The organism is Streptomyces sp. NPDC001781 (genome assembly GCF_053596035.1).
The window spans coordinates 1-21,547 of sequence record NZ_JBSFFI010000018.1 but is presented as its reverse complement, the minus strand read 5'-3'; the positions used below and the strand labels follow the sequence as shown (position 1 = coordinate 21,547).

At 72.1% G+C, this 21,547-nt stretch carries 16 protein-coding genes; 11 read left to right on the top strand and 5 right to left on the bottom strand.

The window, feature by feature from the left end; genetic code table 11:
• Positions 1-2 precede the first annotated feature (2 nt).
• A complete protein-coding gene (locus ACWCV3_RS18075; RefSeq protein WP_451224612.1) occupies positions 3-1,502 on the bottom strand; it encodes a DNA-3-methyladenine glycosylase 2 family protein in 1,500 nt (499 codons plus the stop codon).
• A gap of 64 nt (positions 1,503-1,566) precedes the next feature.
• A complete protein-coding gene (locus ACWCV3_RS18070) occupies positions 1,567-2,433 on the bottom strand; it encodes a methylenetetrahydrofolate reductase (protein ID WP_451224609.1) in 867 nt (288 codons plus the stop codon).
• 214 nt (positions 2,434-2,647) lie between these two features.
• On the opposite strand from ACWCV3_RS18070, the gene ACWCV3_RS18065 reads away from it, so the two are divergent.
• Positions 2,648-4,717 (top strand): hypothetical protein, encoded by a 2,070-nt coding sequence (locus tag ACWCV3_RS18065; RefSeq protein ID WP_451224606.1) that lies wholly within the window; start codon positions 2,648-2,650, stop codon positions 4,715-4,717.
• 5 nt (positions 4,718-4,722) lie between these two features.
• Here ACWCV3_RS18065 and ACWCV3_RS18060 read toward each other — a convergent pair whose 3' ends face one another.
• Positions 4,723-5,397, bottom strand: coding sequence for a TetR/AcrR family transcriptional regulator (locus tag ACWCV3_RS18060; protein ID WP_451224604.1), 675 nt, complete (start codon positions 5,395-5,397; stop codon positions 4,723-4,725).
• Between the two features lie 209 nt (positions 5,398-5,606).
• Entirely contained in the window at positions 5,607-9,347 is a 3,741-nt protein-coding gene (locus ACWCV3_RS18055; protein ID WP_451224602.1) for a type I polyketide synthase, read from the bottom strand.
• A gap of 310 nt (positions 9,348-9,657) precedes the next feature.
• On the opposite strand from ACWCV3_RS18055, the gene ACWCV3_RS18050 reads away from it, so the two are divergent.
• The 7 genes from ACWCV3_RS18050 to ACWCV3_RS18020 all read left to right on the top strand — a co-directional run bounded on the left by ACWCV3_RS18050 (position 9,658) and on the right by ACWCV3_RS18020 (position 18,368).
• The gene (locus tag ACWCV3_RS18050; RefSeq protein ID WP_451224599.1) at positions 9,658-10,650 is read left to right on the top strand and encodes an aldo/keto reductase; all 993 of its coding nucleotides are present in this window, start codon (positions 9,658-9,660) and stop codon (positions 10,648-10,650) included.
• A gap of 58 nt (positions 10,651-10,708) precedes the next feature.
• Positions 10,709-12,373 (top strand): GH3 family domain-containing protein, encoded by a 1,665-nt coding sequence (locus tag ACWCV3_RS18045; protein ID WP_451224596.1) that lies wholly within the window; start codon positions 10,709-10,711, stop codon positions 12,371-12,373.
• Between the two features lie 16 nt (positions 12,374-12,389).
• Complete coding sequence (locus ACWCV3_RS18040; protein ID WP_451224593.1) at positions 12,390-13,271, top strand: alpha/beta hydrolase; 882 nt, start codon at positions 12,390-12,392, stop codon at positions 13,269-13,271.
• Positions 13,264-14,451 (top strand): enolase C-terminal domain-like protein, encoded by a 1,188-nt coding sequence (locus ACWCV3_RS18035; protein WP_451224592.1) that lies wholly within the window; start codon positions 13,264-13,266, stop codon positions 14,449-14,451. The genes ACWCV3_RS18040 and ACWCV3_RS18035 overlap by 8 nt, the downstream gene beginning before the upstream one ends.
• 19 nt (positions 14,452-14,470) lie before the next feature.
• Positions 14,471-16,213, top strand: a complete 1,743-nt coding sequence (locus ACWCV3_RS18030) for a thiamine pyrophosphate-binding protein (RefSeq protein WP_451224589.1) — start codon at positions 14,471-14,473, stop codon at positions 16,211-16,213.
• 68 nt (positions 16,214-16,281) lie between these two features.
• Positions 16,282-17,142: an FAH family protein gene (locus tag ACWCV3_RS18025; RefSeq protein ID WP_451224586.1), complete on the top strand. Its 861-nt coding sequence runs from the start codon at positions 16,282-16,284 to the stop codon at positions 17,140-17,142.
• Positions 17,139-18,368, top strand: coding sequence for a hypothetical protein (locus ACWCV3_RS18020; protein ID WP_451224584.1), 1,230 nt, complete (start codon positions 17,139-17,141; stop codon positions 18,366-18,368). The genes ACWCV3_RS18025 and ACWCV3_RS18020 overlap by 4 nt, the downstream gene beginning before the upstream one ends.
• Here the strand turns inward: ACWCV3_RS18020 and ACWCV3_RS18015 are convergent.
• A complete protein-coding gene (locus tag ACWCV3_RS18015; RefSeq protein WP_451224581.1) occupies positions 18,353-18,706 on the bottom strand; it encodes an ArsR/SmtB family transcription factor in 354 nt (117 codons plus the stop codon). The genes ACWCV3_RS18020 and ACWCV3_RS18015 overlap by 16 nt on opposite strands.
• A gap of 194 nt (positions 18,707-18,900) precedes the next feature.
• Here ACWCV3_RS18015 and ACWCV3_RS18010 point away from each other — a divergent pair, with 194 nt between their 5' ends.
• Genes ACWCV3_RS18010 through ACWCV3_RS18000 form a run of 3 tightly spaced genes read left to right on the top strand, consistent with a single transcriptional unit; the run spans position 18,901 to position 21,449 of the window.
• Positions 18,901-20,322 (top strand): MFS transporter, encoded by a 1,422-nt coding sequence (locus ACWCV3_RS18010; protein ID WP_451224578.1) that lies wholly within the window; start codon positions 18,901-18,903, stop codon positions 20,320-20,322.
• A 15-nt stretch (positions 20,323-20,337) separates the two neighbouring features.
• Positions 20,338-20,736: a 5-carboxymethyl-2-hydroxymuconate Delta-isomerase gene (locus ACWCV3_RS18005; protein ID WP_451224575.1), complete on the top strand. Its 399-nt coding sequence runs from the start codon at positions 20,338-20,340 to the stop codon at positions 20,734-20,736.
• A complete protein-coding gene (locus tag ACWCV3_RS18000) occupies positions 20,733-21,449 on the top strand; it encodes an SDR family oxidoreductase (protein WP_451224573.1) in 717 nt (238 codons plus the stop codon). Before ACWCV3_RS18005 ends, ACWCV3_RS18000 begins: the two co-directional genes overlap by 4 nt.
• Positions 21,450-21,547: the final 98 nt, after the last annotated feature.

Sequence of the window (21,547 nt, the reverse complement as noted above, 5' to 3'; positions counted from 1 at the left end):
CTTCAGGCCGGGAGGAAGTTGATCGGGTGGCTGTAGGTCGCCCACAGGTACTGCACGGCGTACGCCCGCCAGGGGCGCCACGCCTCCGCGCGGGCGGTGAGCGCGGCCGGGGTGGAGGGCAGGCCCAGGGACTCGGCCGCGCGCCGGACGCCGAGGTCGGTGGCAAGGAAGGCGTCCGGGTCACCGAGGGCGCGCATGGCGATGACGTCGGCGGTCCAGGGCCCCAAGCCGGGCAGCTCCAGCAGCCGGGCCCGGGTCTCGGCCCGGTCGGCCTCCACCCCCAGCTTCAGGGTGCCGTCCGCGAGCGCCCCGACCAGTGTGGTCAGCGTGGCACGGCGGCTGCGCGGCATGGCGAGCGTCCCGGGGTCCACGGCGGCCAGCGCGTCGGGGTCGGGAAACAGGTGGGTGAGCCCGCCCTCGGGGTCGTCCAGCGGCTTGCCGTGCGCGGTGACCAGCCGGGCCGCGTGAGTACGGGCGGCGGCCGTGGACACCTGCTGTCCGAGCACCGCGCGTACGGCGAACTCCGCCTCGTCCACCGTGCGCGGCACCCGGCGCCCGGGCCCGGCGTCCACCAGGGGTGCGAGCAGCGGGTCGGCGCGCAGCCGCTCGTCGACGGCCACCGGGTCGGCGTCCAGGTCGAGCAGCCTGCGGCACCGGCTGATGGCCACGGTGAGGTCGCGCAGGTCGCTGAGGGTGATCCGGCAGCCGACGTGGGCGGCCCCGGGCGTGAGGGAGACGACGCCGTGGCCGTACGGCAGCCGCAGCGTGCGCCGGTAGGCGCCGTCCCGCCACTCCTCCACGCCGGGTACGCCGGTGGCGGCGAGGTGGCCGAAGAGGTTGTCGGGGTTCAGCGGGGCACGGAACGGCAGCCGGAGCGTGAGCGTGCCCGCGGTTCCGGCCGTCCGGGCGCGGGGTGCGCGGGCGCGCAGGTCGCAGGGGGCGAGGGCGAAGACCTCGCGGACGGTGTCGTTGAAGGTGCGGATCGAGGAGAAGCCGGCGGCGAAGGCGATCTCCGCCATGGGCAGCGCGGTGGTCTCGATCAGCAGCCGCGCGGTCTGGGCGCGCTGGGCGCGGGCCAGGGCGAGGGGTCCGGCGCCGAGCTCGGCGAGGAGCTGGCGCTCGATCTGGCGGGCGGAGTAGCCGAGCCGGGCGGCGAGCCCGGGTACGCCCTCCCGGTCCACGACCCCGTCCGCGATGAGCCGCATGGCGCGGGCGACCAGGTCGGCGCGGTGGTTCCACTCGGGGGAGCCGGGAGCGGCGTCGGGCCGGCAGCGCTTGCAGGCGCGGAACCCGGCGCGCTGGCAGGCGGCGGCGCTCGGGTAGAAGGTCATGTTCTCGGCCTTGGGGGGCACGGCGGGGCAGCTCGGGCGGCAGTATATGCGGGTGCTGAGCACCGCGGTGAAGAACCAGCCGTCGAACCGGGCGTCCTTGGACCGGACGGCGTGCACGCGGTGCTCCCGGTCGAAGGAGGGGGCCTGGGCGCTGCTGGTCTCGTTCCGCATGCTCCAAGCATCGGGCAGTGGGACGCCCGGGGCTGGCGAGTTTCCGACATGTACGTCGAAGGGGTCAGCCGCGTTCCCCCCGGTACCGGGTGATCCACTCGGCGGTCGTCCGGAGCCCGCCGAAGGTGTAGAAGTGCAGCTTGACGGTGCCGTGGCGGGCCGGTTCGTAGCCGGCGGCGAGGTCGTCCAGGAAGCGGTCGGGGCCCGCCGAGCCCATGAGGTTGGTCAGCGACAGCCCGTACTTGCGGGCGACCGTGGCGCCGGTGCCGACCCCGAACCGCGTCGCGTACCCGAGCAGCCGCCGTACCCCCGCCGGGCCGGGTACGCCGACCCGCACCGGCAGGTGGACCCCGCGTCCGCGCAGGGCCTCCAGCCAGGTGAGGACGGCGTCGGCGTCGAAGCCGAACTGGGTGATGACGTCACCCGCGAGCCCCGCCTCGTGGAGCGCGGCCGCCTTTTCGGTGAGCGCGGACCACAACACGTCCTCAGCGATCGCCGGGTGCCCCTCCGGGTAGCCGCAGACGCCGACGTGCCGTACGCCGTACCGCTGCAGAAGCCCGCCGCGGATCACGGAGAGCGCGTCCTCGTAAGGACCCTCGGGGCGGGCGGGGTCGCCGCCGACCACGAACACGTCCCGCACGGCGCCCGCCTCGGCGAGTCCCGCGAGGAAACGTTCCAGCTCGGCGCTGGAGGGCAGTCGCCGGGCCGACAGGTGCGGCACCGGAACGAGCCCCTGCTCCCGCACCGCGCGCGCTGCCGCGAGCCGCATACCGGCGTCCTCGCCCGCGAGGTAGGTGACGTTGATCCGGGTCCCGCCGTCCAGCGAGGCACGCGCCTCCGTCAGCCGGGGCACGTCCTTGCCGGTCATCTCCAGGGAGGCGCCGTCGAGCAGCGCCCCGGCCCGGCCGGACACCCCGAGAACTCTCTCCATCGCCCTGCGCGCCCCTTTCTTCCTCACCACCCCGGCCGATGATGCCATGGCGCCGGAGCGGGCCGGATCACAGGTCCCGCTGGTCGGGAGGGCCCGGCGGATGGGAAAGCACGGCGGTACGTGACCGGGGGTACGGCCGGTCGTTGGCTGTTCGTGCGCCGGGGTCGTTACCGGTGCCGCGTGTCCCGTCGTGCGAACAGCAGGAGCTCCCACCGTGCCCCTTGCCGGCCTCCTCCCGAGGATCTGGACCCAACTCCCCGCACTAGGCGCGATATTCAGCCTGTTCCTGCTTTTCGCCGCACAGTTGGCCGGCGCACTGCTTCCGAACACCCCGCTCCTCGTCGCCTCCGGCGCGGCCGGTCTCACCCTGGACGCCTGCCTGCTGCACCGGCGCCCGGCCCTGCTGTCCCCGCTGAGCCGCATCCGACTGGACGTGACCGTGCGGCAGTTGCTGCGGGACATGCTGATCGTGGTGGCGCTGCTGCGGATCGACGGGATCGATCCGCAGCGCGAGATGCCGCCGCTGCTCGGCGCGCTGAGCACGTTCTACGTCCTGCACTTCGCCTGCCAGGCGGTCTCCCTGCTGGTGCGCCGCGTCCGGACCCTTCCGGTCGTGACCCGCAACATCGACGTCTCGGCACTGAACCCGACCGCCGCCCCACCGCGCATCCTGGCCCGCCGGCCCGGTCACCGCCTGCTGGCGTTCTCCGTCCCGGCGACGGCGGGCCTGCTGGCCACCGCCCTCACCGCGCACGGCCGTTGGGGCGCGATCGGCCTCGCCGCCTCCCTCACCCTGATCGGCATGGGTGTCGCCCGCCTGGCCACCTGGCTGCTGCCGGAGAAGCGGGCCGCGAGCGACGCCCGGGTCATGGAGTGGGTGGACGACTGGCTGGCCGAGTACCGCCCGACCGTGGCGATGTACTTCTCCGGCGGTGCCTCCTCCGCCTACCAGGCCAACATGTGGCTCTCCACGCTGGCCGGTCTGGAGCGGCCGCTGCTCGTGCTGCGCGAGCGGTTCATGGTGCAGCGAATCGACGCGACGGACGTCCCCGTGCTCTGCCTACCCAAGGTGACCACGCTGTTCGCACTGGAGAACTCGACGCTGAAGGCGATGCTGCACCCGGCCAACTCCGGCAGGACGTCCCAGGTGCTGCGCATCCCCGCCATCAAGCACGCGTTCATCAACCACGGCGAGAGCGACAAGCTGTCCTCCTGCAACCCCTACGCCAAGGCCTACGACGAGGTCTGGGTGGCGGGACCGGCCGCGCGGGAGCGGTACGCGCTCGCGGACGTCGGTGTGGACGACAGGGACGTGGTGGAGGTCGGCCGGCCCCAGCTGACACCGATCAGGCCGTACTCGGGCCCGCCGGCCGGTACGTACACCACCGTGCTGTACGCCCCGACCTGGGAGGGCTGGGACGGCAACCCGGGCAACACCTCGGTCGTCCTCGCGGGCGAGCACATCGTCGGCCGGCTGCTCGACGATCCCCGGGTACGCGTCCTGTACAAGCCGCACCCGATGACCGGCTCGGTGGACCCCCGCGCGGGCGCGGCCGACGCGCGCGTCCGGGCGATGATCCGCGAGGCCAACGCCAAGCGCTCCGGCCCCCGGCCGGCTCCGGAAGCACAGGCCGAACTCCTGCGACGCACGGCAGAGCTGGAAAGCCTCACCTCGACCGCCTTCCGTGGCGCGGCGGACGAGCTGGAGCGGATGATGCTCCAGGGCACCCCCGACGGCGACCGCCCGTCCCGGATCGCGCGGGCCACGGCCGCCTGGGAACGGGCGTACTGGGCGTCGTTCCCCGAGTGGGAACACCGGATCGTGACCGGCACCCGGCCGGCGCTCTACGCCTGCTTCAACGTGGCCGACCTGCTGATCAGCGACGTTTCCAGCGTGGTCTCGGACTGGCTGAGCAGTGAGAAGCCGTACGCCGTGACCAACACCTCGGGACTGTCCGAGGACGACTTCCGGGCCGCCTTCCCCACCGTGTCGGCCGGCACCGTGCTGACCCCGGACGCGACGACCCTGCCGTGCCTGCTGGACGAGGTGCGCGACCCGCGCCAGGACCGGCACGCGGCCGGCCGCGCCGAGCTGAAGGAGCACCTGCTCGGCCCGGCCGACCCGCCCTCCCCCTGGCGATTCGCCGCGGCCGTCGAGGAGTTGTGCGCGAAGTCCGACGACCGCCGGGCCCGCGCGAACGCCCGCCCCTCCCCGGCGATCCCCGCGCCCCGCACAGCGGGCGACCGGGCGTCGGCGCGCCGGGGAATGGAACCGGACGCGTAGGAGCGTCAGTTGACGGCCGCGGCTTCGGCCGGGGTGGGACGGGCGGCACCGTGCCGGGGGTAGGAGAGGACGCCGGTGAGCGAGATCCGCAGCAGGGCGCGCAGTTCGACGTGGAGCGGGATGCTGTCGCATGTGGACTGGCTCCACCGGTAGAGCAGCCCCAGGTAGGCGTCGCGCAGCATGTTGCCGGCCAGCACGGGGTCGATGTCGGGGGCGACCTCGCCCTGCGCCTGCCCGGCGAGGATGGCTCGCACGAAGACGTGCCCGGCGTACTCGGGCTCCTCCTGGAGCGGCTGGCCAGACCTGACCCAGGCGGCCAGCATGACCTGGGTGAGGTTGCGCTCGGCCTCGTTGAAGTCGGCCAGCGCGGACATGCAGCGCTCCAACTGGACGGTGGTGTCGTCGTCCTGGTGGGCGAGGGACTTGTCCATGTAGATGCGCAGCTTGTCCTGACGCTGCTGGGCCCAGGTGGTGACGAGGTCCTCCTTGCGCTGGAAGTGGTTGAAGAAGGTGCCCCTCGCCACGTCCGCGCGCTCGGTGATCTGGTCGATGGTGGTGCGTTCGTACCCCTGCTCGGCGAACAGTTCCAGGGCGGAGGTGTACAGGCGGTCGTGAATGCGCTGCCTGCTGCGTTCCCGGCGTCCAGGAGGGCGGACCAGCTCGGTTTCCTCGGTCGTCATCGGCTCTCTCCAACTCTCGGCCCCGTTCGAGGCGTCTCCGAGACACCTCCCGCAATCCGGCGGTGGCATGGCTGCCGCCGCCTCACCAGGTCCGCGTCCACGGCGACGACGTTTTCTATACCGTAGTGCATCGATACATCAGGGTTCCAGAACGGCGTCGTGCGGCCGTTCCCCGTCAAGGGGCGGCCGCACGTGGGCGGGTGGCGCGGTCAGGCTCCTGCCCCAGCAAGCCCGGCCGCTATCGCCGCCGCGCTCTCGTCGCCCAGGAGCCGGCTGGTGGGGACCTCGACCCCGAAGTCCTGCTTCAGGATGCGCCGGAGCTGAACCGCCATCAGCGAGTCCAGCCCCAGGTCACGCAGCGGGCGCCGGGGGTCGACCCGGTCGACGGTGGTGCCGAGGACCGTGGCGGTGTGGATGATGAGCCGGTCTGCCACGGGGGGCGTCTCCCGGCGTACGGGCGGCGCGGTGCGAGGGACCTCCGCGACGCTCACCGGCGCGCCCTCCGACCGAAGCAGGGCGATCCCTTCGAAGTCGGCCAGCACACGGCCGTCCGCGCCCGTGAGGACGACGTCGCACCGTCCGCCCTCCCCGTCGGCGTCCGGCGCGAACCGGGCCGTGCTCCAGAACTCGCCGGGGGGCTCGTCGGCCAGCAGGACCCGGTCGAAGGAGAGCGGCAGATAGGTGTCCTGGGCGGCGCCGCCGCCATGCGGCCAGGAGGCCGGCATGGTCAGGAGCGCGGCCTCCAGGGCGCCCACGGCTCCGGCGTGCCCCGCGGGCATCCGGAGCCGGGCCACCGCCTCGCCCTCGCGCCGCCACATCTGCTGTACGGCGCGCAGCGGCGGGGCGACGGAGTAGCCGCGGGCCTCGGCCCGGCGGTAGAACTCGGCGCCGGGCACGTACTCGGTGCAGCGAGTGAGCGCGGTGTCCAGGGTGACGGACGCGGGCGCGTCCGCCCCCGGCCGTGCGAGGGTCCTGCCGGTCACGCAGGACAGCGGTCCGGCGGAGCCGTCGGTGAGGGCGGTCACCCGGAACTCGTAGGCTCCGTCAGCCCCTTGGTCCAGCCCGATCACCAGCGTCGTGGCGGGGGCCTCCGCGAGGGACGGCAGGGCGTCGCCGATCCGCACGTCCCGCAGCTCCACCGGGCCCGCGCCGATCAGGTCGCGCAGGGTCTCGGCGACCGCGTGGAGGTACAGCACGGGCGGTACGAGGGAAGCGCCGCGCGCGGTCACGCCCGTACCGAGCGCCGCGACCCCGAGCCGGGAGAGCCTGACCCGGCGTTCCCCGAGGCCGTCCGGTACGGCGGGCGCGGGCGCGGCGCGGTACTCCTCGGTGTCCCAGGCGTAGGAGGGCAGCGGTACGCGCGGGCCCTCGTCGCCGTAACGGCGACGCCAGTCGACCGGGGCGCCCACGGCGTAGGCGCGGCCGAGGGCGCGGGCGGTGGCCGTGGCCTCACTCTGCTGCCTGACCAGCGTGGTCACGACGGTGGGCGCGACCCCCGCGTCCGACTGGACGTCCTCGATCGCCCGGCCGAGCAGCGGATGCGGGCTGACCTCCACGAAGACCGGCCGGCGTTCGCGGACGACCTGCCGTACGGAGTCCGCGAAGCGCACCCGCTGCCGCAGGTTGTCCGCCCAGTAGCCGGCGTCCAGGACGGCGCCGTCGACGGGGGCGCCGCGGACGGTGGAGAACATGGGCGTGGCCGGCGCGGCGGGCGTGACCTCGGCGAGCCGGATCAGCAGATCGTCGCGGATCTCGTCCATCAGCGGGGAGTGGGAGGCGACGTTGACCTTGACCGTGCGGCACAGCACCTCGCGGCGCTCCAGCTCCCGTGCGATGTCGGCGAGCACGTCGGGGTCACCGGCCAGGACGGTGGCGCTCGGGGAGTTCTCCACGGCGACGCAGACCTTGTCGCCGTACGCCGTCACGAGGTCGCGGGCCTGGTCCGGGGAGAGTTCGGTGGCGAGCATCGCGCCGCGTCCGGCGAGGCGTTGCATCAGGTCGCTGCGGCGGCAGATGACACGCGCGGCGTCCCGCACGGACAGTGCGCCCGCGACGCAGGCGGCGGCCACCTCGCCCATGCTGTGGCCCACGCAGACGTCCGGGTCGACGCCGAGGGCGCGCCAGTGGGCGGCGAGGGCGACCTCCATGGCCCACAGGACGGGCTGCACCAGCTCGACCGCGTCGGCCGGCCGGGCGCTGTCGTCCAGGAGAAGGTCGAGCACCGACCAGCCCGTCTCGGCACGTACCGCTTCGTCGCACTCGGTGAGGGCGGTGCGGAACGCCTCGGAGGTGCGCAGGAGTTCGCGGCCCATGCCGGGCCACTGCGAGCCCTGGCCGGGAAAGACGAAGGCGACCTCGCGGGGGCCGTCGAAACCGGCCTCGTGCAGTCCGCCGTCCGGGGTCGGGCGGCCATCGGCCAGGGCGCGCAGTACATCGGCCAGGGCGTCATGGGTGTCGCCGACCGCCCAGAGGCGGAAGGGGTGGTGGTCGCGGCCGGTGGCGGCGGAGCGGCAGATGTCGCCCAGTGAGTACCGACGGCCGGGGCCCTCGGGGGCGAGATGGGCCGCGTGGCGCAGGGCGAGCCGGCGCAGGGCCTCGGGGGTGCGGGCGCTGAGCACGAGCAGGTGCGGGCCGGCTTCGGCGGCCGGTGCGGCGGGGCGCGGCTCGGGCACGAACTCGCCGATCACCGCGTGGGCGTTGGTGCCCGAGATACCGAAGGAGCTGACGCCGAGCACGGCCCGCTCTCCCTTGGGCCGCAGCGCGGTGTTGCGGTCGGCCACGGCCACGGGGGCGTCGGTGAGCCGGTCCTGCGGCGCGGTGAGGTGGAGCGAGGCGGGGATCGTGCGGTGCTCGGCGACGAGCACGGCCTTGATGAGCCCGGCGATCCCGGCGGCGGCCTCGGCATGGCCGATGTTGGTCTTCACGGACCCCACCGGAACGGGCGCGCCGGAGTGGCCCAGGCCGTTCAGCACCTCGGTCAGCGCCCGCAGTTCGACCCCGTCCCCGACGGTGGTGCCGGTGCCGTGGGCCTCGACGTAGTCCACGTGGTCCACTCCGGCGCTGCGCCAGGCCGTGCGGAGCATGGCGGCCTGGCCGGAGACGGCGGGCTGGAGCAGCAGGCCGCTGCCGTCACCGTCGTTGGTGACCGCGCTGCCGAGCAGGAGGGCGCGGACCGGGTCGCCGTCCGCGAGGGCGTCGGAGAGCCGCTTGAGGAGGACCACGCCCACGCCCTCGCTGCGCACGAACCCGTCGGCCGAGCTGTCGCCGAACTTGCAGCGGCCGTCCGGCGACAGCATCCGGCCCTGTGAGTAGGCGACCGCGTCGGTGGGTGACAGCACGGCGTTGACCCCGGCGGCCACGGCGAGGTCGCACTCGCCGGTGAGCAGGCTCTGCCGCGCGTTGTGCACGGCGACCAGGGAGGACGAGCAGGCGGTGTCCAGCACCACGCTGGGTCCGCGCAGGTCGAAGGCGTACGAGACCCGGCCGGAGGTGACGGCCCGCAGCCGGCCGCCCGCCATCGCCCGTACGTCGCCGGCGACGGACCGCCCGGCGGCGTCGGCGTACTCGGCGGTGGCCTGTCCGACGAACACCCCGCCGGCGCTCCCCCGGACCGTGGACGGCGGCACCCCGGCGTCCTCGAACGCCTCCCAGACGGTGTGCAGCAGCAGCCGTTGCTGCGGGTCCATGGTGCGGGCCTCACGGGGTGAGATGCCGAAGAAACCGGCGTCGAATTCGTGCAGCCCGTCCAGGAACCCGCCGTGCCGCGAGATCAGCCGGTCCGGCGTGCCGGGCTCGGGGGCGTACCAGGCCCCGACGTCGAACCGGTCCGCCGGTACCGGGATCACCGCGTCGGTGTTGCACTCCAGCAGGGCCCAGAACTCCTCGACCCCGGCCGCCCCCGGAAATCTGCATCCCATGCCGATGATCGCGATCGGTTCCCCAGTGGTCATCACAAGTCTCCTCCCCCAGTCGGTGGTTCAAATCTATACCGAAGAACAAACTTGTGCCGGGGTCTCGATGATGAAGTCGTCGTTACAGCGGCATCACACACCCGCCGCCACCTGCGATCTCCAACTCCCGCAGTTCAAAGGGTTTTACGTGACGATGACCCGTCGGGTGCGCGACGTTCATCCGCCGTACGACAGGGTGATCACTCGACCGCAGTCGTCTATTGAACTCCAGTACATGATTGTGCTTCAGTTGCGTCGCCAGCCGCCGGGAACGCCTGCCGGCGGGGATCGTCAGATGCGAGGAGTAGGCATGCTGAAGACGCGCGAGCTGGGCCGCCGGGGACTGAAGGTCTCCGAACTGGGCCTGGGCTGCATGGGGATGAGCCAGTGGTACGGCACCCCGGACGACCGGGAGTCGGTGGCGACCATCCACCGTGCGCTGGATCTCGGGTACTCCCTGTTCGACACCGCGGAGGCGTACGGGCCGTACGACAACGAGGTGCTGCTCGGCCAGGCGCTCGCCGGACGCCGCGAACAGGCCGTGATCGCGACCAAGTTCGGCTTTCCGATGAAGCTGAAGGACGGCACGACCGCCGAGGCCGACAGCCGGCCGGAGCACATCGTGGAGGTGGTCGAGGCGTCCCTGAAGCGTCTCGGCACCGACTACATCGACGTCCTCTACCAGCACCGCCTGGACCCGAGGGTGCCGATCGAGGACGTGGTCGGCGCCATGGCCGGCCTGGTGCAGCAGGGCAAGGTCCGCCACCTGGGCCTGTGCGAGGTGGGCGAGCGCACCATCCGCCGCGCCCACGCCGTGCACCCCCTGTCCGTGGTGCAGAGCGAGTACTCGGTGTGGGAGCGGAACCTGGAGGACGGGGTCCTGCCGGTGCTGCGCGAACTGGGCATCGGCCTGGTCGGCTTCTGTCCGCTGGGCCGGGGCTTCCTCACCGGCGGTGTCCGGCGTGCCGAGGAGTACCCGGAGGACGACTTCCGCCACCACGACCCCCGCCTCCAGGGCGCCAACTACGACCAGAACACGTCGATCGCCCGGAAGATCAGCGAAGTCGCCGCACGCCACGGCCTCACCCCGGCCCAGCTCGCCATCGCCTGGGTGCTGCACCAGGGCGACGACATCGTGCCGATCCCCGGCACCAAGCGGCGCACCTATCTGGAGGAGAACACCCGTGCCGCCGAGGTCCGCCTCGACGCCGACACGCTCGCCGAGATCGAGGTCGCCGTGCGCGCCGACGCGGTCGCGGGACCCAGGTACAACGACCGGATGATGGCGTACATCGACCGCTGATCCTCCTGTCCGGCCCTGTGACCACTTCCACCTTCTTCAGGCTTCCTCAGGAGCGACTGTGGACATACCTCACTGGCAGAAACACTGGCAGGCCCGCCGGGACCCGTTCGCCAAGGAGTGCCGCCAGGCACGGGACGCCCTGCTGACCGACCTCAAGCAGCCGGCCCTGGCCCAGCGCCGGGTGCTGGAGGACGTCATCGACATGAGCGCGGGTTCGGTGCACTGGCGGGAGAAGGGCTACTCGGCCGTCGCCGACGACCCGGACCGCTTCCGCTCGCTGCTCCCCGTGATGCGCTACGACGACTTCGTGCCCGAGATCCAGCGGGAGACCCGGACCAAGGGCGGCACCCTGACCTGCAGCCCGGTGCTGCGCTGGCTGAAGACGAGCGGCACCACCGGGGTGCCCAAGCTGGTGCCGTACACCCTGCACTGGCTGCTCACCTACCGCATCCCCGCGATGAAGGCGATGTGGGGCACGTACCTGGAGTACCACCCGGAGCTGCTGGCCCATCCCTGGGCGACGCTGGACACGCAGACCGTGCGCGAGGACGTGTTCGACTTCGTGCACGGCATCGGCCACCAGGCGATCAGCAACCGGCACCCGCAGATCAACAGCCAGGACTGGAACCCGCCCTGGTACGAGTCCCCCTGGTTCGGGCCCGAGGTGCCCAGCGGCCACGAGGGCCGTATGTACCACCGCATCCGGCACCTGATCGGCAAGGACCTGCACTACATCTCGTCGATCAACCCCAGCACCCTGATCTCGCTGCGGGAACTGCTGGCCCAGCACGGCGACCGGCTGGTACGGGACGTGCGGGACGGGACGCTGGAGGGCCGCCCGTACACGGAGCCCGACGCGGAGGGCGCCCGCAGGCTCGAAAAGGTCCTGCTGAACCGGGACTTCAGCCTCAAGGACGTGTGGCCCTCGCTCACGCTCTTCACCTGCTGGCTCTCCGCGTCGGCCGGGCTGTACGCGGCCAAGCTGGAGGCGGTGCTTCCCCAGGTGGCCAGGCTGCCGTTCATGAGCTGCGGCACCGAGGGGGTCACCACCATCCCGGTGGACGACTCGCTGCACAGCCAGCCGCTCGCGGTGGGGCAGGCCTTCTTCGAGTTCGTGCCGGCCGAGGTGCCGCTCGGCGATCTGGTCGCGGCCGGCGAGCAGGTGGAGACGCTGCTGTTCGACGAGGTGGAGCCGGACCGTGACTACCACCTGATCATGACGCAGGGCAACGGCCTCTACCGCCTGTGGACCGGTGACGTGTACCACGTGGACCGGATCGTGGACGGCACTCCCTGGGTGCACTTCGTCCACCGGGACGGCATCTTCCACTCCTTCACCGGCGAGAAGATCACCGAGTCCCAGGTGACCGGCGCCATCCAGCGCGGCCTCGCCGCCCACGGACTGGGCACCGGACTGTTCATGTGCGGCCCGCGCTGGGCGGAGCCGCCGTACTACGTCGTCGTCGCGGAGGTCCCCGAGCCGTCCGCGTCGCTGGACGCGAAGCTGTCCGAGGCGGTGGACGCCGCGCTGCACGGGATCAACATCGAGTACGCCTCCAAGCGGGACAGCGGACGGCTCGGCGCGCTGGAGGTAGTCACCGTGCCTCACGACGCCATCGCCGCCTACGTCGAGAGCCGTCGCCAGCAGGGCAACGCCACCCAGTACAAGTACAAGCCGTTCCAGCGGGACGTCGACTTCGTCGCCGCGCTCACCCGACGCTGACCGAAGGGAACCGGACGTGATCGAGACCAAGAGGCCACCGCAGAACATCCGCCGCGAGATAGCCGGTATCCCGGTCGACGGCGCCGAGTTGGCACTGCACCTGTGGCGCCCGCGCGGCCCGGTCAAGGGAGCGGTGTTCTACTTCCACGGACTCCAGTCGCACGCGGGCTGGCTGTGGGAGGTCGGCCCGCAGTTCGCGGACAACGACATCGCCTTCTACGTGCTGGACCGCCGGGGCTCCGGCATCAGCGGCGGCGACCGCCAGGACCTCCCCGACGCGGACACCGTGCTGCGGGACTACATCACGGCCCTGGAGCATGTGCGCGCCGCCATCGGCGACGAGGTGCCGCTCTCCCTGTTCGGGCACTGCCTGGGCGGCTCCTTCATGGCGGCGCTGATGCACCACCCGGACCTCACCACCCGCTACGACGCGGCGATCTTCTGCTCAACCTGGCTGGGCAAGCTGCACGCCACCCTGGACGAAGACCAACGGCACGCCCTGGCCTCGGAGTCGGGCACGGAGCTGTGGGACGCGGGCCTGCGGTCGGAGGACTTCACCGACGAGGTCCGCCACCGGCACTTCATCGACAACGACGACCTCGCGGCCCGCGCCCTGACCCGCCGCTCCAGAGGCGTGCTGCTCGCCCTGGAGTCGCTCTACATGCGCTCCGACCGGCCGCTTCCCCCGGTGCCGGCGGCCTACGTCTCCGGGGTCGGCGACCCGATCGTGGACCTGGACGACGCCCGCGCCACCTTCCGCCGGATGACCGGCTCGCACGGCGCGCTGATCCAGTTCGCCACCGACAAGCACTACCTCTTCTACACCGACGTCCGGGCCCGGCTGGTGGACTGGGCGTCCACCTTCACCCTGCTCCAAGGGCTGAAGCGCGATGCCTGAACCGGCCGGCGCCACGCTGTACCGGGTCGAGCTGCCCATGGCGGTCGGCTTCGACCACCCGGCCAAGCGCCGCTCCGCCTCCGACAGTCTCATGCTGCGGCTGACGGTGGGCGGTGCGACCGGGCTCGGAGAGTGCGCGCCCCGGGCCTATGTCACCGGTGAGACCAGCGACTCGGTGACGGCTGCGCTGCGGGAGGTGCCGCTGGACGCGGTGTTCGCCCGGCTGCGATCGACCGAACCCGCCGTTCTGCTCGCCGAGTTGCTTCGTTCGGGAGTTGCCGGCACGTTCGGCCTGCGGGGCGGGGGCAACCTGCTCTGCCTGCTGGAGACGGCGCTGCTCGACCTGCTGGGTCGACGACTGGGCTCCTGCGCTTCAGCGCTGGTACCGGGCGGAGACACACCCACTCCCCCGGCTCTCCCGGTGTCCCAGGTCCTCGATCTCAGTCTCGATGTGGACGAATTCCTGGACACCCGGGGCCCGTTCCACTTCGTCAAGATCAAGGCGGCCGACGACATCCGGCGCGATGTCCGCACCGTGGCCGCGATCCGGGCCCGGCTGGGCGACCTGGTACCGGTGATGGTGGACGCCAACATGAGCTGGTCGCCCGAAGAGGCTCCAGGCCACATGGAGGCGCTGCACAACGCCGGTGCCGACTGGGTGGAGGAGCCGCTGGCCAAGGGCTCCTGGTCCGAGCTGGCCAGGCTGCGGGGTCGCAACGGGCCGCGCGTGATGCTGGACGAGTCGGTCTGCACGCCGAAGGACGCCGAGCAGGCGATCGCGGCCGGGGCGTGCGACGCCTTCAACGTCCGCGTGTCCAAGAACGGCGGACCGGTGACCGCGAACCGGCTGATCGGCCTCGCCCGCAGCGCGGGACTGGCGTTCCAGGTCGGGGTGCAGGTCGCCGAGATCGGACCGCTGATCAACGCGGGCCGCGCCCTGGCCTTCGCCCACCCGGACGCCCTCACCGTCGAGGCCGGCCAGTCCGACCTGTTCTTCCCGGAGATGGTCGTGGCACCCCGCCCGGCCGTGGACCGGCGCACCAACACCGTCGCCCCGCCGCCCGGGCCCGGCTTCGGACTCGCCCTCACCGACCTCGCCGCCCGCTTCGCGACGGCGCACCGCACCGAGGGCGACCCGGTCTGGCGCCCGGTCGCCGCCCGCCCCCACGCGCACACATGAACCGTACGAAGGATCACGCATGACGACGTCCTACTTCTCCGACCTGCTGGTCGAGTTCCTCAACCAGCAGGGCATCGACAAGGTCGCCTTCAACCCCGGCGCGTCCTTCCGCGGTGTCCACGACTCCCTGGTCCACGCTTCCGAGGCACCCGACATCGTGATGGCGTGCCACGAGGAGATCGCGGTGGCACTGGCGCACGGCTACCACAAGGCGAGCGGTGGGCACATGGCCGTGTTCGTGCACGCCAACGTCGGTCTGCTGCACGCCTCGATGGCCGTCTTCAACGCCTGGTGCGACCGCGTCCCGCTGTTCGTGCTCGGCGGCAACGGGCCCGTGGACGCGGGCAAGCGGCGGCCGTGGATCGACTGGATCCACACCTCGCAGAACATCGAGTCCGTCGTCAAGGACTATGTGAAGTGGTGCGACCAGCCCATCGGGCAGCGGGCCACCGTCGAGTCGCTCTACCGTGCCTTCAAGCTGATGAACACCCCATTGCAGGCGCCGGTGTTCGTGGCGCTCGACTTCGACGTCCAGGAGCAGGAACTGGCCGAGGGCGTCCGGCTGCTGCCCGCGGCCGCCACCGGACCGACCCGGCTTCCCGCGCTCGGCGGCAGCGAGCTGGACCACCTCGTGGGACGGCTGCGCGAGGCCCGGCTACCGGTACTGATCGTGGACTTCTCCGGCCGTGATCCGGAGACGGTCGCGCCGCTGGTCGCGCTCGCCGACGCGCTCGGTCTCGCCGTGGTGGACCGGGGCAACCGGATGAACTTCCCCAACACCCACCAGCTCAACGTCAGCAACACCGGCCTGCTGGACGCGGCCGACCTGGTGATCGCGCTGGAGGTGCAGGATCTCGTCGGCGCGCTGGGCTCCTTCCTCCCCCTTACCGACGAGGGGTTGCCGGCGAACGGCGCCGAGGTCGTCACCCTCGGCTTCAACGAGCTGCTCACCAGCAAGTGGGCCGCCGACTACCAGCAGTTCGTCCCGGTGAGCCTCGCCGTGGCCGCCGACACCGGCCAGTCCGTGGCCGCGCTGCGCGAGGTGGCCGCGGATCCCGAAGGGCCCTTCACGGCAGCCGAGTTCATCGAGCGCCGGGAGGAGCGGGTCAAGGCCCTCTCCGCGCTGCACACCGAGGCGCGGGCCGAGTGGGCGCGCCAGGCGGACGAGGCGCGGGACCGGGAGCACATCCAGGTGTCCACGGCCGTCCAGGAGATCCACCGCGCGGTGCGGGACGAGGAGTGGGTGCTCACCAACACCGGCAGCCTCACCATCGACGGCTGGGTGAAGAAGCTCTGGCCGCTGGAGCGCCCCGGCAGCTATCTCGGCCTCAACGGCGGCGGCGGTCTCGGCTACGGCCTGGGCGCCTCGGTCGGGGCGGCGCTCGCCCACCAGGGCGACGGCACGCTCTGCGTCGACCTCCAGGCCGACGGCGACTTCCTCTACACCCCGAGCGCCCTGTGGACACTGGCCGCCTACGACGTACCGCTCCTGGTGATCGTCATGAACAACCGGCTCTACCTGAACTCCACCCAGCACGCCGAGCGCATCGCGGACAACCGCGACCGGGACACCGGCCGCGCGCACATCGCCACCAGCTTCTACGACCAGCCGGTCGACTTCGTCACCCTGGCCGAGTCCTACGGCGTGCACGCCCTGCCCAGAGTGGAACGGATCGAGGCCGTGGAGCCGACCGTGCGGGAGGCCGTGGCCCACATCAAGGAGCACGGCAAGCCCGTCCTCGTCGAGATCCTCATGGACTGACCGAGCCCGTACCGCCCCCTGTCCGACCTGGCCCGTACGGGCCGTGACCTCTCAAGGAGGTGTCCACCATGACGGTGGTCTTCGAATGCGTCCACGCGGGCGAGCGCCACTTCGGCCTCGGCCTGCCCGAGCCGGGGTCTCCGCTGCGCCTGTACCCGCTGGGCGGTGAGACCCTGGCCGCCCTGGCCTCCGCCTCGGACGGCACGACCGAGGCCCTGCTCGACCGGCTGACCCGCGACCGCGCCCCGGTCGAGGCCGACCGCGACGAGGTGCGGATGCTTCCGCCGCTGCTCCCCGCGCACCTGGGGGACGCGCTGGTCAGCGGCTTCATGATGACGCACAACGTGAAGGTGGACGCCGAGGTCCCCGAACAGCCCAACTGGTTCGTCAAGGGCCTCGGCGATGCCCTGAAGGTCCCCGGCGAACCCCTCTGCGTACCCGCCGACGCCGTCCACGTCTGCGAGGAGGCCGAGGTCGTCCTGGTCCTCGTGGGAGACAGCCGGGGCGTGCCGAGGTACGCGGGCTACACCTTCGGCAACGATCTCACCGACATCGGCCGCTTCAAGCAGCACGCCGGGCACCTGTCGTACGCCAAGCTGTGCGATGCCGGGGTGGCGCCCTGGCTGCACCTCGGCGAGCCGCCGCGCTCGGTGACCGGCGAGGCGACGATCGAGCGGGACGGCGCCCCGGCGTGGAAGGGCACCTTCACCACCGGCTCCGACGCCCTGCACTACGAGTTGCCGGCCCTGATGTCCCGCCTCTTCGCCTACCGCGCCCTGCACCACCCCGGCCGGGTGCACTACGTCTACCTCGGCGCCGACCGGAGCAGCTTCCACGGCGGCTTCCGCACGGCCGACGGCGACCGGGTCACCCTGGACTTCACCAGTCACGGTGTCCGGCTCTCCCACCCGCTGGCGTGGTCGTCGTGAACGCGGTGCGCGAACTCTCGGACGGGGAGGCGGCGTTCGCGTACACCCACGCGCTCATGCGCGGCACGACGCAGGTCACCACGCAGGTGACGGTGCGCGAGGACATCGCCCCCGCGCCGCTGCACCGGGCTGTCGAGCAGTGGGCGGGTGAACTGCCCCTGCTGTCCTTGCGCATCGAGGAGCGCGCAGGCACCCTGTGGTTCGCCCGGGGTCCCGGCGTGCTGCCCGGCCAGATCCGCCACTCCACGCTGGCCCCGCCCGACTCCCCCGACGACGTGCTGCGACGCGAACTGAACGAGATCCTGGAGACCGACGGGCCCCTGTGGCGACTGCACGCCGTGAGCGATGCGCGGGCCGGGGCGACACACCTGTACTTCACCCGCAACCACGCGATCTCCGACGGGCATTCGACGGGCGCGGTGATCAGGGCGCTGCTGGACGCCCTGTTTCCCCCGTCGGAGCCCAGCCCGTACGACGTACGAAGGCTGCCGCCGGACGCGGACCGCCTCACCTACCGGCCACCGGCGGGACGAGACTTCGTCCCGCCTCCGTCCGGGCGACTGCCGTTCGCGGAACATCGCCCATGGCCGGAGCGCGGCGCCGACTTCGTCCCGTGCGCGCTCACCCGGCCGGAGAGCCTCGCTCTCAAGGCGTGGTGCAAGCGACAGGGCGTGACGGTCAACCAGTTCTTCGCCGCCGCGCTCGCCGAGTCCTACGCGGAGGCCACCGGCCGTTTCGAGGTCGGCATGTTCACCGCGGTGTCACTGCGGCAGCGGTACGCGGACCTTCCGGACGTGGGCTGCTTCATCAACGTACTGCGGGTGTCCATGCGGCCGGGCCGGGGCCCACTGACAGAGCTGGCAAGGGAGTACGGTACCGCTCTGACGTCGGCCGACGCGGCCTGGCGACCCCCCGTCCGCTCGCACGCGGCGATCCGGCGCGCGGTCGAGGAGACGGCGGCCGCCGGATCGGCGCCCGGAATCTGCCTGACGAACGTGGGAGTGGCCGATCCGGCTCTCGGCCCGCACCTGGAACGGGTCAGCGGCTACCGGACCATCGTGAACCGCACCGGCGCCAACTACGGCCTGGTCCTCCATCTGGGCACACTGGATGGCACGTTCAGCCCGGTGCTCGCCTTCGGCACCCCTGCCTCGGACCGCTCCCTGGTACTGGACGTGGCGAAGGGGCTGCACGACCGGGCCGTGCGCCCTCAGGGGGCGGCGTGACCGAGCACCAGGTCCAGCAGGCCGGGGAACCGGGCGTCGAACTCCGGCTTGCGCAGCCGGTTGAGCCGCTTCGCGCCGGCGTCGCGCTGCTCCAGCAGCCCGGCCTCGCGCAGGACCGAGAAGTGGCGGCTCAGGGTGGCCTTGGTGACCGGTACGTCGAAGCTCCCGCAGGACCGCTCCCAGTCCGCGGCGCCGGCCAACTCCCTCACCAGGGTCTGCCGTACGGGGTCGGCGAGGGCGAGCAGGGCCGTCTCCAGCGCGACCTCGTCCGGGGCTGTGTGCACCGGCGGGGTGCGGTGGCTCGCCGCGTCCTGCTGCCGAGGGTTGTGTGCCGCCATGGCTGATCGCTCCGTCCCGTCTCACTCGATCCGTACCCACCGGGCGCGTACGGATTGCAGAGTGTTCGATGATCTGCGTACACTCTGACTGTTCGCTCATCGACGAACAGTCTACCGGAGCCGGTGGCCTACCGCCCTGCTCCCGGACCCCGGCCTCCCCCGCGCCCGCCACGGCACGCATGGAAGGAAGACCCGTGCCCCAGACCTCACCGCACAAGGCCCGCCCAGGACTGACCCTGTTCGCGGCATGCCTCGGTTTCGTCGTCGTCATCCTCGACGTCAGCGTCGTGAACGTCGCCACCAAGGCCCTCGGCGCCGAGTTCGGCGGCAGCCTCTCCGGCCTGGAGTGGGTGATCAACGGCTACACCCTCACCTTCGCCGCCTTCCTGCTGACCGCCGGCGCCATGGGCGACCGCTACGACCCCAAGCAGATCTTCATGTGGGGCTTCGCGCTCTTCGCCGTGACGTCGCTGATCTGCGGCGCCGCCCCCACGCTGGTCGCGCTGATCGCCGCCCGGGTCCTCCAGGGCGTGGGCGCCGCGATGATCGTGCCGTCGTCGCTGTCCATCGTGAACACCAACTTTCCCGACCCCCACGAGCGCACCCGCGCGGTGAGTCTGTGGGCGGCGGCCGGCGGCCTCGCGCTGGCCCTCGGCCCGGTGGTCGGCGGCCTGCTGGTGGACGCGCTCGGCTGGCGCTCGATCTTCTTCGTCAACGTCCCGATCGCAGCGCTCGGCATCGTCCTGGTCCGCGCCTACGCCCGCCCGGCGCCCGCCCGTGACGTCTCCGTGGCCCGCTCGCTGGACCTGCCGGGCCAGCTCCTGGCCGTCGTCGGCCTGGGCGCGCTGACCGGGGCGATCGTGGAGGCGAACGCGCGGGGCTGGACCTCGGCCACCGTGCTGACCTGCCTGGTCGTCTTCGTGCTCGCCCTGGCCGGCTTCTTCGCCGCCGAACGCCGTACCCACGACCCGATGCTGCCGCTGCACCTGTTCCGCCGGCACGCGTTCTCCGCGACCTCGCTCATCGGCGTCCTGCTCAACTTCGCCTTCTACGGCCTGATCTTCGTCTTCAGCCTGTTCTTCCAGCAGGTCTGGGACTACTCGCCGATCACGGCGGGCCTGGCGTTCCTGCCCATGACCGCCGCCATCATGATCGCCAACCTGTCCTGCGGCCCGCTGGTCAGGAAGTACGGCGCCCGGTCGGTGCTGATCACCGGCAACCTGCTGGCCGCCGTCGGCTACCTGGCCACGATCCCGGTCGTCGGTTCGGACGCGTACGTGCGGATGGCGGTGCAGTTCGTGGTCGCCGGGTTCGGGATCGGCCTGGTGGTGCCGTCCATGACCAACGCCATGCTCGGCTCGGTGGACCCCGCCAACGCGGGCATCGCCTCCGGAGTCCTCAACGCCTCGCGCCAGCTGGGCGGGCTCATCGGGGTGGCCGTGATGGGACTGCTCGTGGGACAGGCGTCCTCCGGGCACTTCCTGACCGGGCTGCGGGCGTCCCTTGTCGCGGCGGTGGCCGCGCTCGTGGTCAGCGCGGGACTCAGCACCTTCGGCCCGCGCAAGCCCCGGCCGGTGCCCGCGCCCGTCGACCGTCAGCCGGCCGAGGCCCACTGAACACCTGGGAGCGTCATGCCTCACCTCGTACTCGAATACTCCGGCAACGTCCGCGACGACGTCGTTCCGGCGGCCGTGTTCGGCAAACTCCACAACACCCTCGTGGAGGCGGGCGGTTTCCGCCTCCAGGACTTCAAGAGCCGCGCGGTCCCGATGGACCGGTTCCTCATCGGGGACGGCAGCTACGAGCAGTCCTTCGTGAACCTCGACATCAGGACGTTCGCCGGCAAGTCCGCCGAGGCACGCGCCGCCATCAGCGAGGCGGCCCTCGCGGTACTGACGGAGTTCTTCCCGGCCACCCTGCGCGAGACGGCCTGCGACATCTCCGTCCAGGTGACCGAACTGGACCGCGCCGGCTTCGCCCGGACGCGGTCCGGCGACCAGACCAACCTCCAGGAGCGGAAACAGTCATGAACGCATACGCGGACCAGCGCGTCCTTGTCGTCGGCGGCACCTCGGGGGTCGGCCTGGCCTCCGCCCGCGAGTTCGCGGCCCAGGGCGCGGACACGGTCATCGTCTCCCGCAACCCCCAGCGGATCGACGAGGCGGTGGCGGCCCTGTCCGGCCTCGCCGGCCCGGTCACCGGCCAGACCCTCGACATCCGCTCCGACGACGAGGTGGCCGAGTTCGCAGCCTCGGCCGGCGAGTTCGACCACGTCGTGGTCACGGCGGGCGAGACCCCGATGGGCCGCGTCGACACCCTGCCGCTCGAGGACGCGTACGCGGCGATGGACAGCAAGTTCTGGGGCGCGTACCGCATCGCCCGCGCCGTCCGTCCCACCCGCTCCCTCACCCTCGTCTCCGGCTACCTCTCCCAACGCCCCGGCCGCGCCTCCGCCCTCCAGAGCGCGATCAACGCGGCGCTGGAGGCTCTGGTACGAGGGCTGGCACTGGAGGCAGCACCGCTTCGGGTGAACGCGGTGTCGCCGGGGCTCCTCCGTACTCCGCTGTGGGACGGGCTCGATGCTGCGGCTCGGGACACCATGTACTCCTCGGCCGTGCAGCGGCTGCCGCTCGGGCGGGTCGGGGAGGCGTCGGACGTGGCGGAGGCGGTGCTGTTCCTGGCGGGGAACGGGTACGCCACCGGGACGACTGTGTTCGTGGACGGCGGGGGGATGATCGCCTGAGGCGGGGCCGGGTACCGCTCCCTGGAGCCACCAGGCGCAGGCTGGTGCTGTGACCGGAAAGCTCGCGGCGTCCGGCAAACCTTTCCGGTCACAGCACC

What these genes read in the sequence shown, in the direction of transcription:
- ACWCV3_RS18075 (WP_451224612.1), bottom strand. Translation starts at nt 1,502, where the DNA reads ATGCGGAACGAGACCAGCAGCGCCCAGGCCCCCTCCTTCGACCGGGAG.
- ACWCV3_RS18070 (WP_451224609.1), bottom strand. Translation starts at nt 2,433, where the DNA reads ATGGAGAGAGTTCTCGGGGTGTCCGGCCGGGCCGGGGCGCTGCTCGAC.
- ACWCV3_RS18060 (WP_451224604.1), bottom strand. Translation starts at nt 5,397, where the DNA reads ATGACGACCGAGGAAACCGAGCTGGTCCGCCCTCCTGGACGCCGGGAA.
- ACWCV3_RS18055 (WP_451224602.1), bottom strand. Translation starts at nt 9,347, where the DNA reads ATGACCACTGGGGAACCGATCGCGATCATCGGCATGGGATGCAGATTT.
- ACWCV3_RS18050 (WP_451224599.1), top strand. Translation starts at nt 9,658, where the DNA reads ATGCTGAAGACGCGCGAGCTGGGCCGCCGGGGACTGAAGGTCTCCGAA.
- ACWCV3_RS18035 (WP_451224592.1), top strand. Translation starts at nt 13,264, where the DNA reads ATGCCTGAACCGGCCGGCGCCACGCTGTACCGGGTCGAGCTGCCCATG.
- ACWCV3_RS18030 (WP_451224589.1), top strand. Translation starts at nt 14,471, where the DNA reads ATGACGACGTCCTACTTCTCCGACCTGCTGGTCGAGTTCCTCAACCAG.
- ACWCV3_RS18025 (WP_451224586.1), top strand. Translation starts at nt 16,282, where the DNA reads ATGACGGTGGTCTTCGAATGCGTCCACGCGGGCGAGCGCCACTTCGGC.
- ACWCV3_RS18015 (WP_451224581.1), bottom strand. Translation starts at nt 18,706, where the DNA reads ATGGCGGCACACAACCCTCGGCAGCAGGACGCGGCGAGCCACCGCACC.
- ACWCV3_RS18005 (WP_451224575.1), top strand. Translation starts at nt 20,338, where the DNA reads ATGCCTCACCTCGTACTCGAATACTCCGGCAACGTCCGCGACGACGTC.
- ACWCV3_RS18000 (WP_451224573.1), top strand. Translation starts at nt 20,733, where the DNA reads ATGAACGCATACGCGGACCAGCGCGTCCTTGTCGTCGGCGGCACCTCG.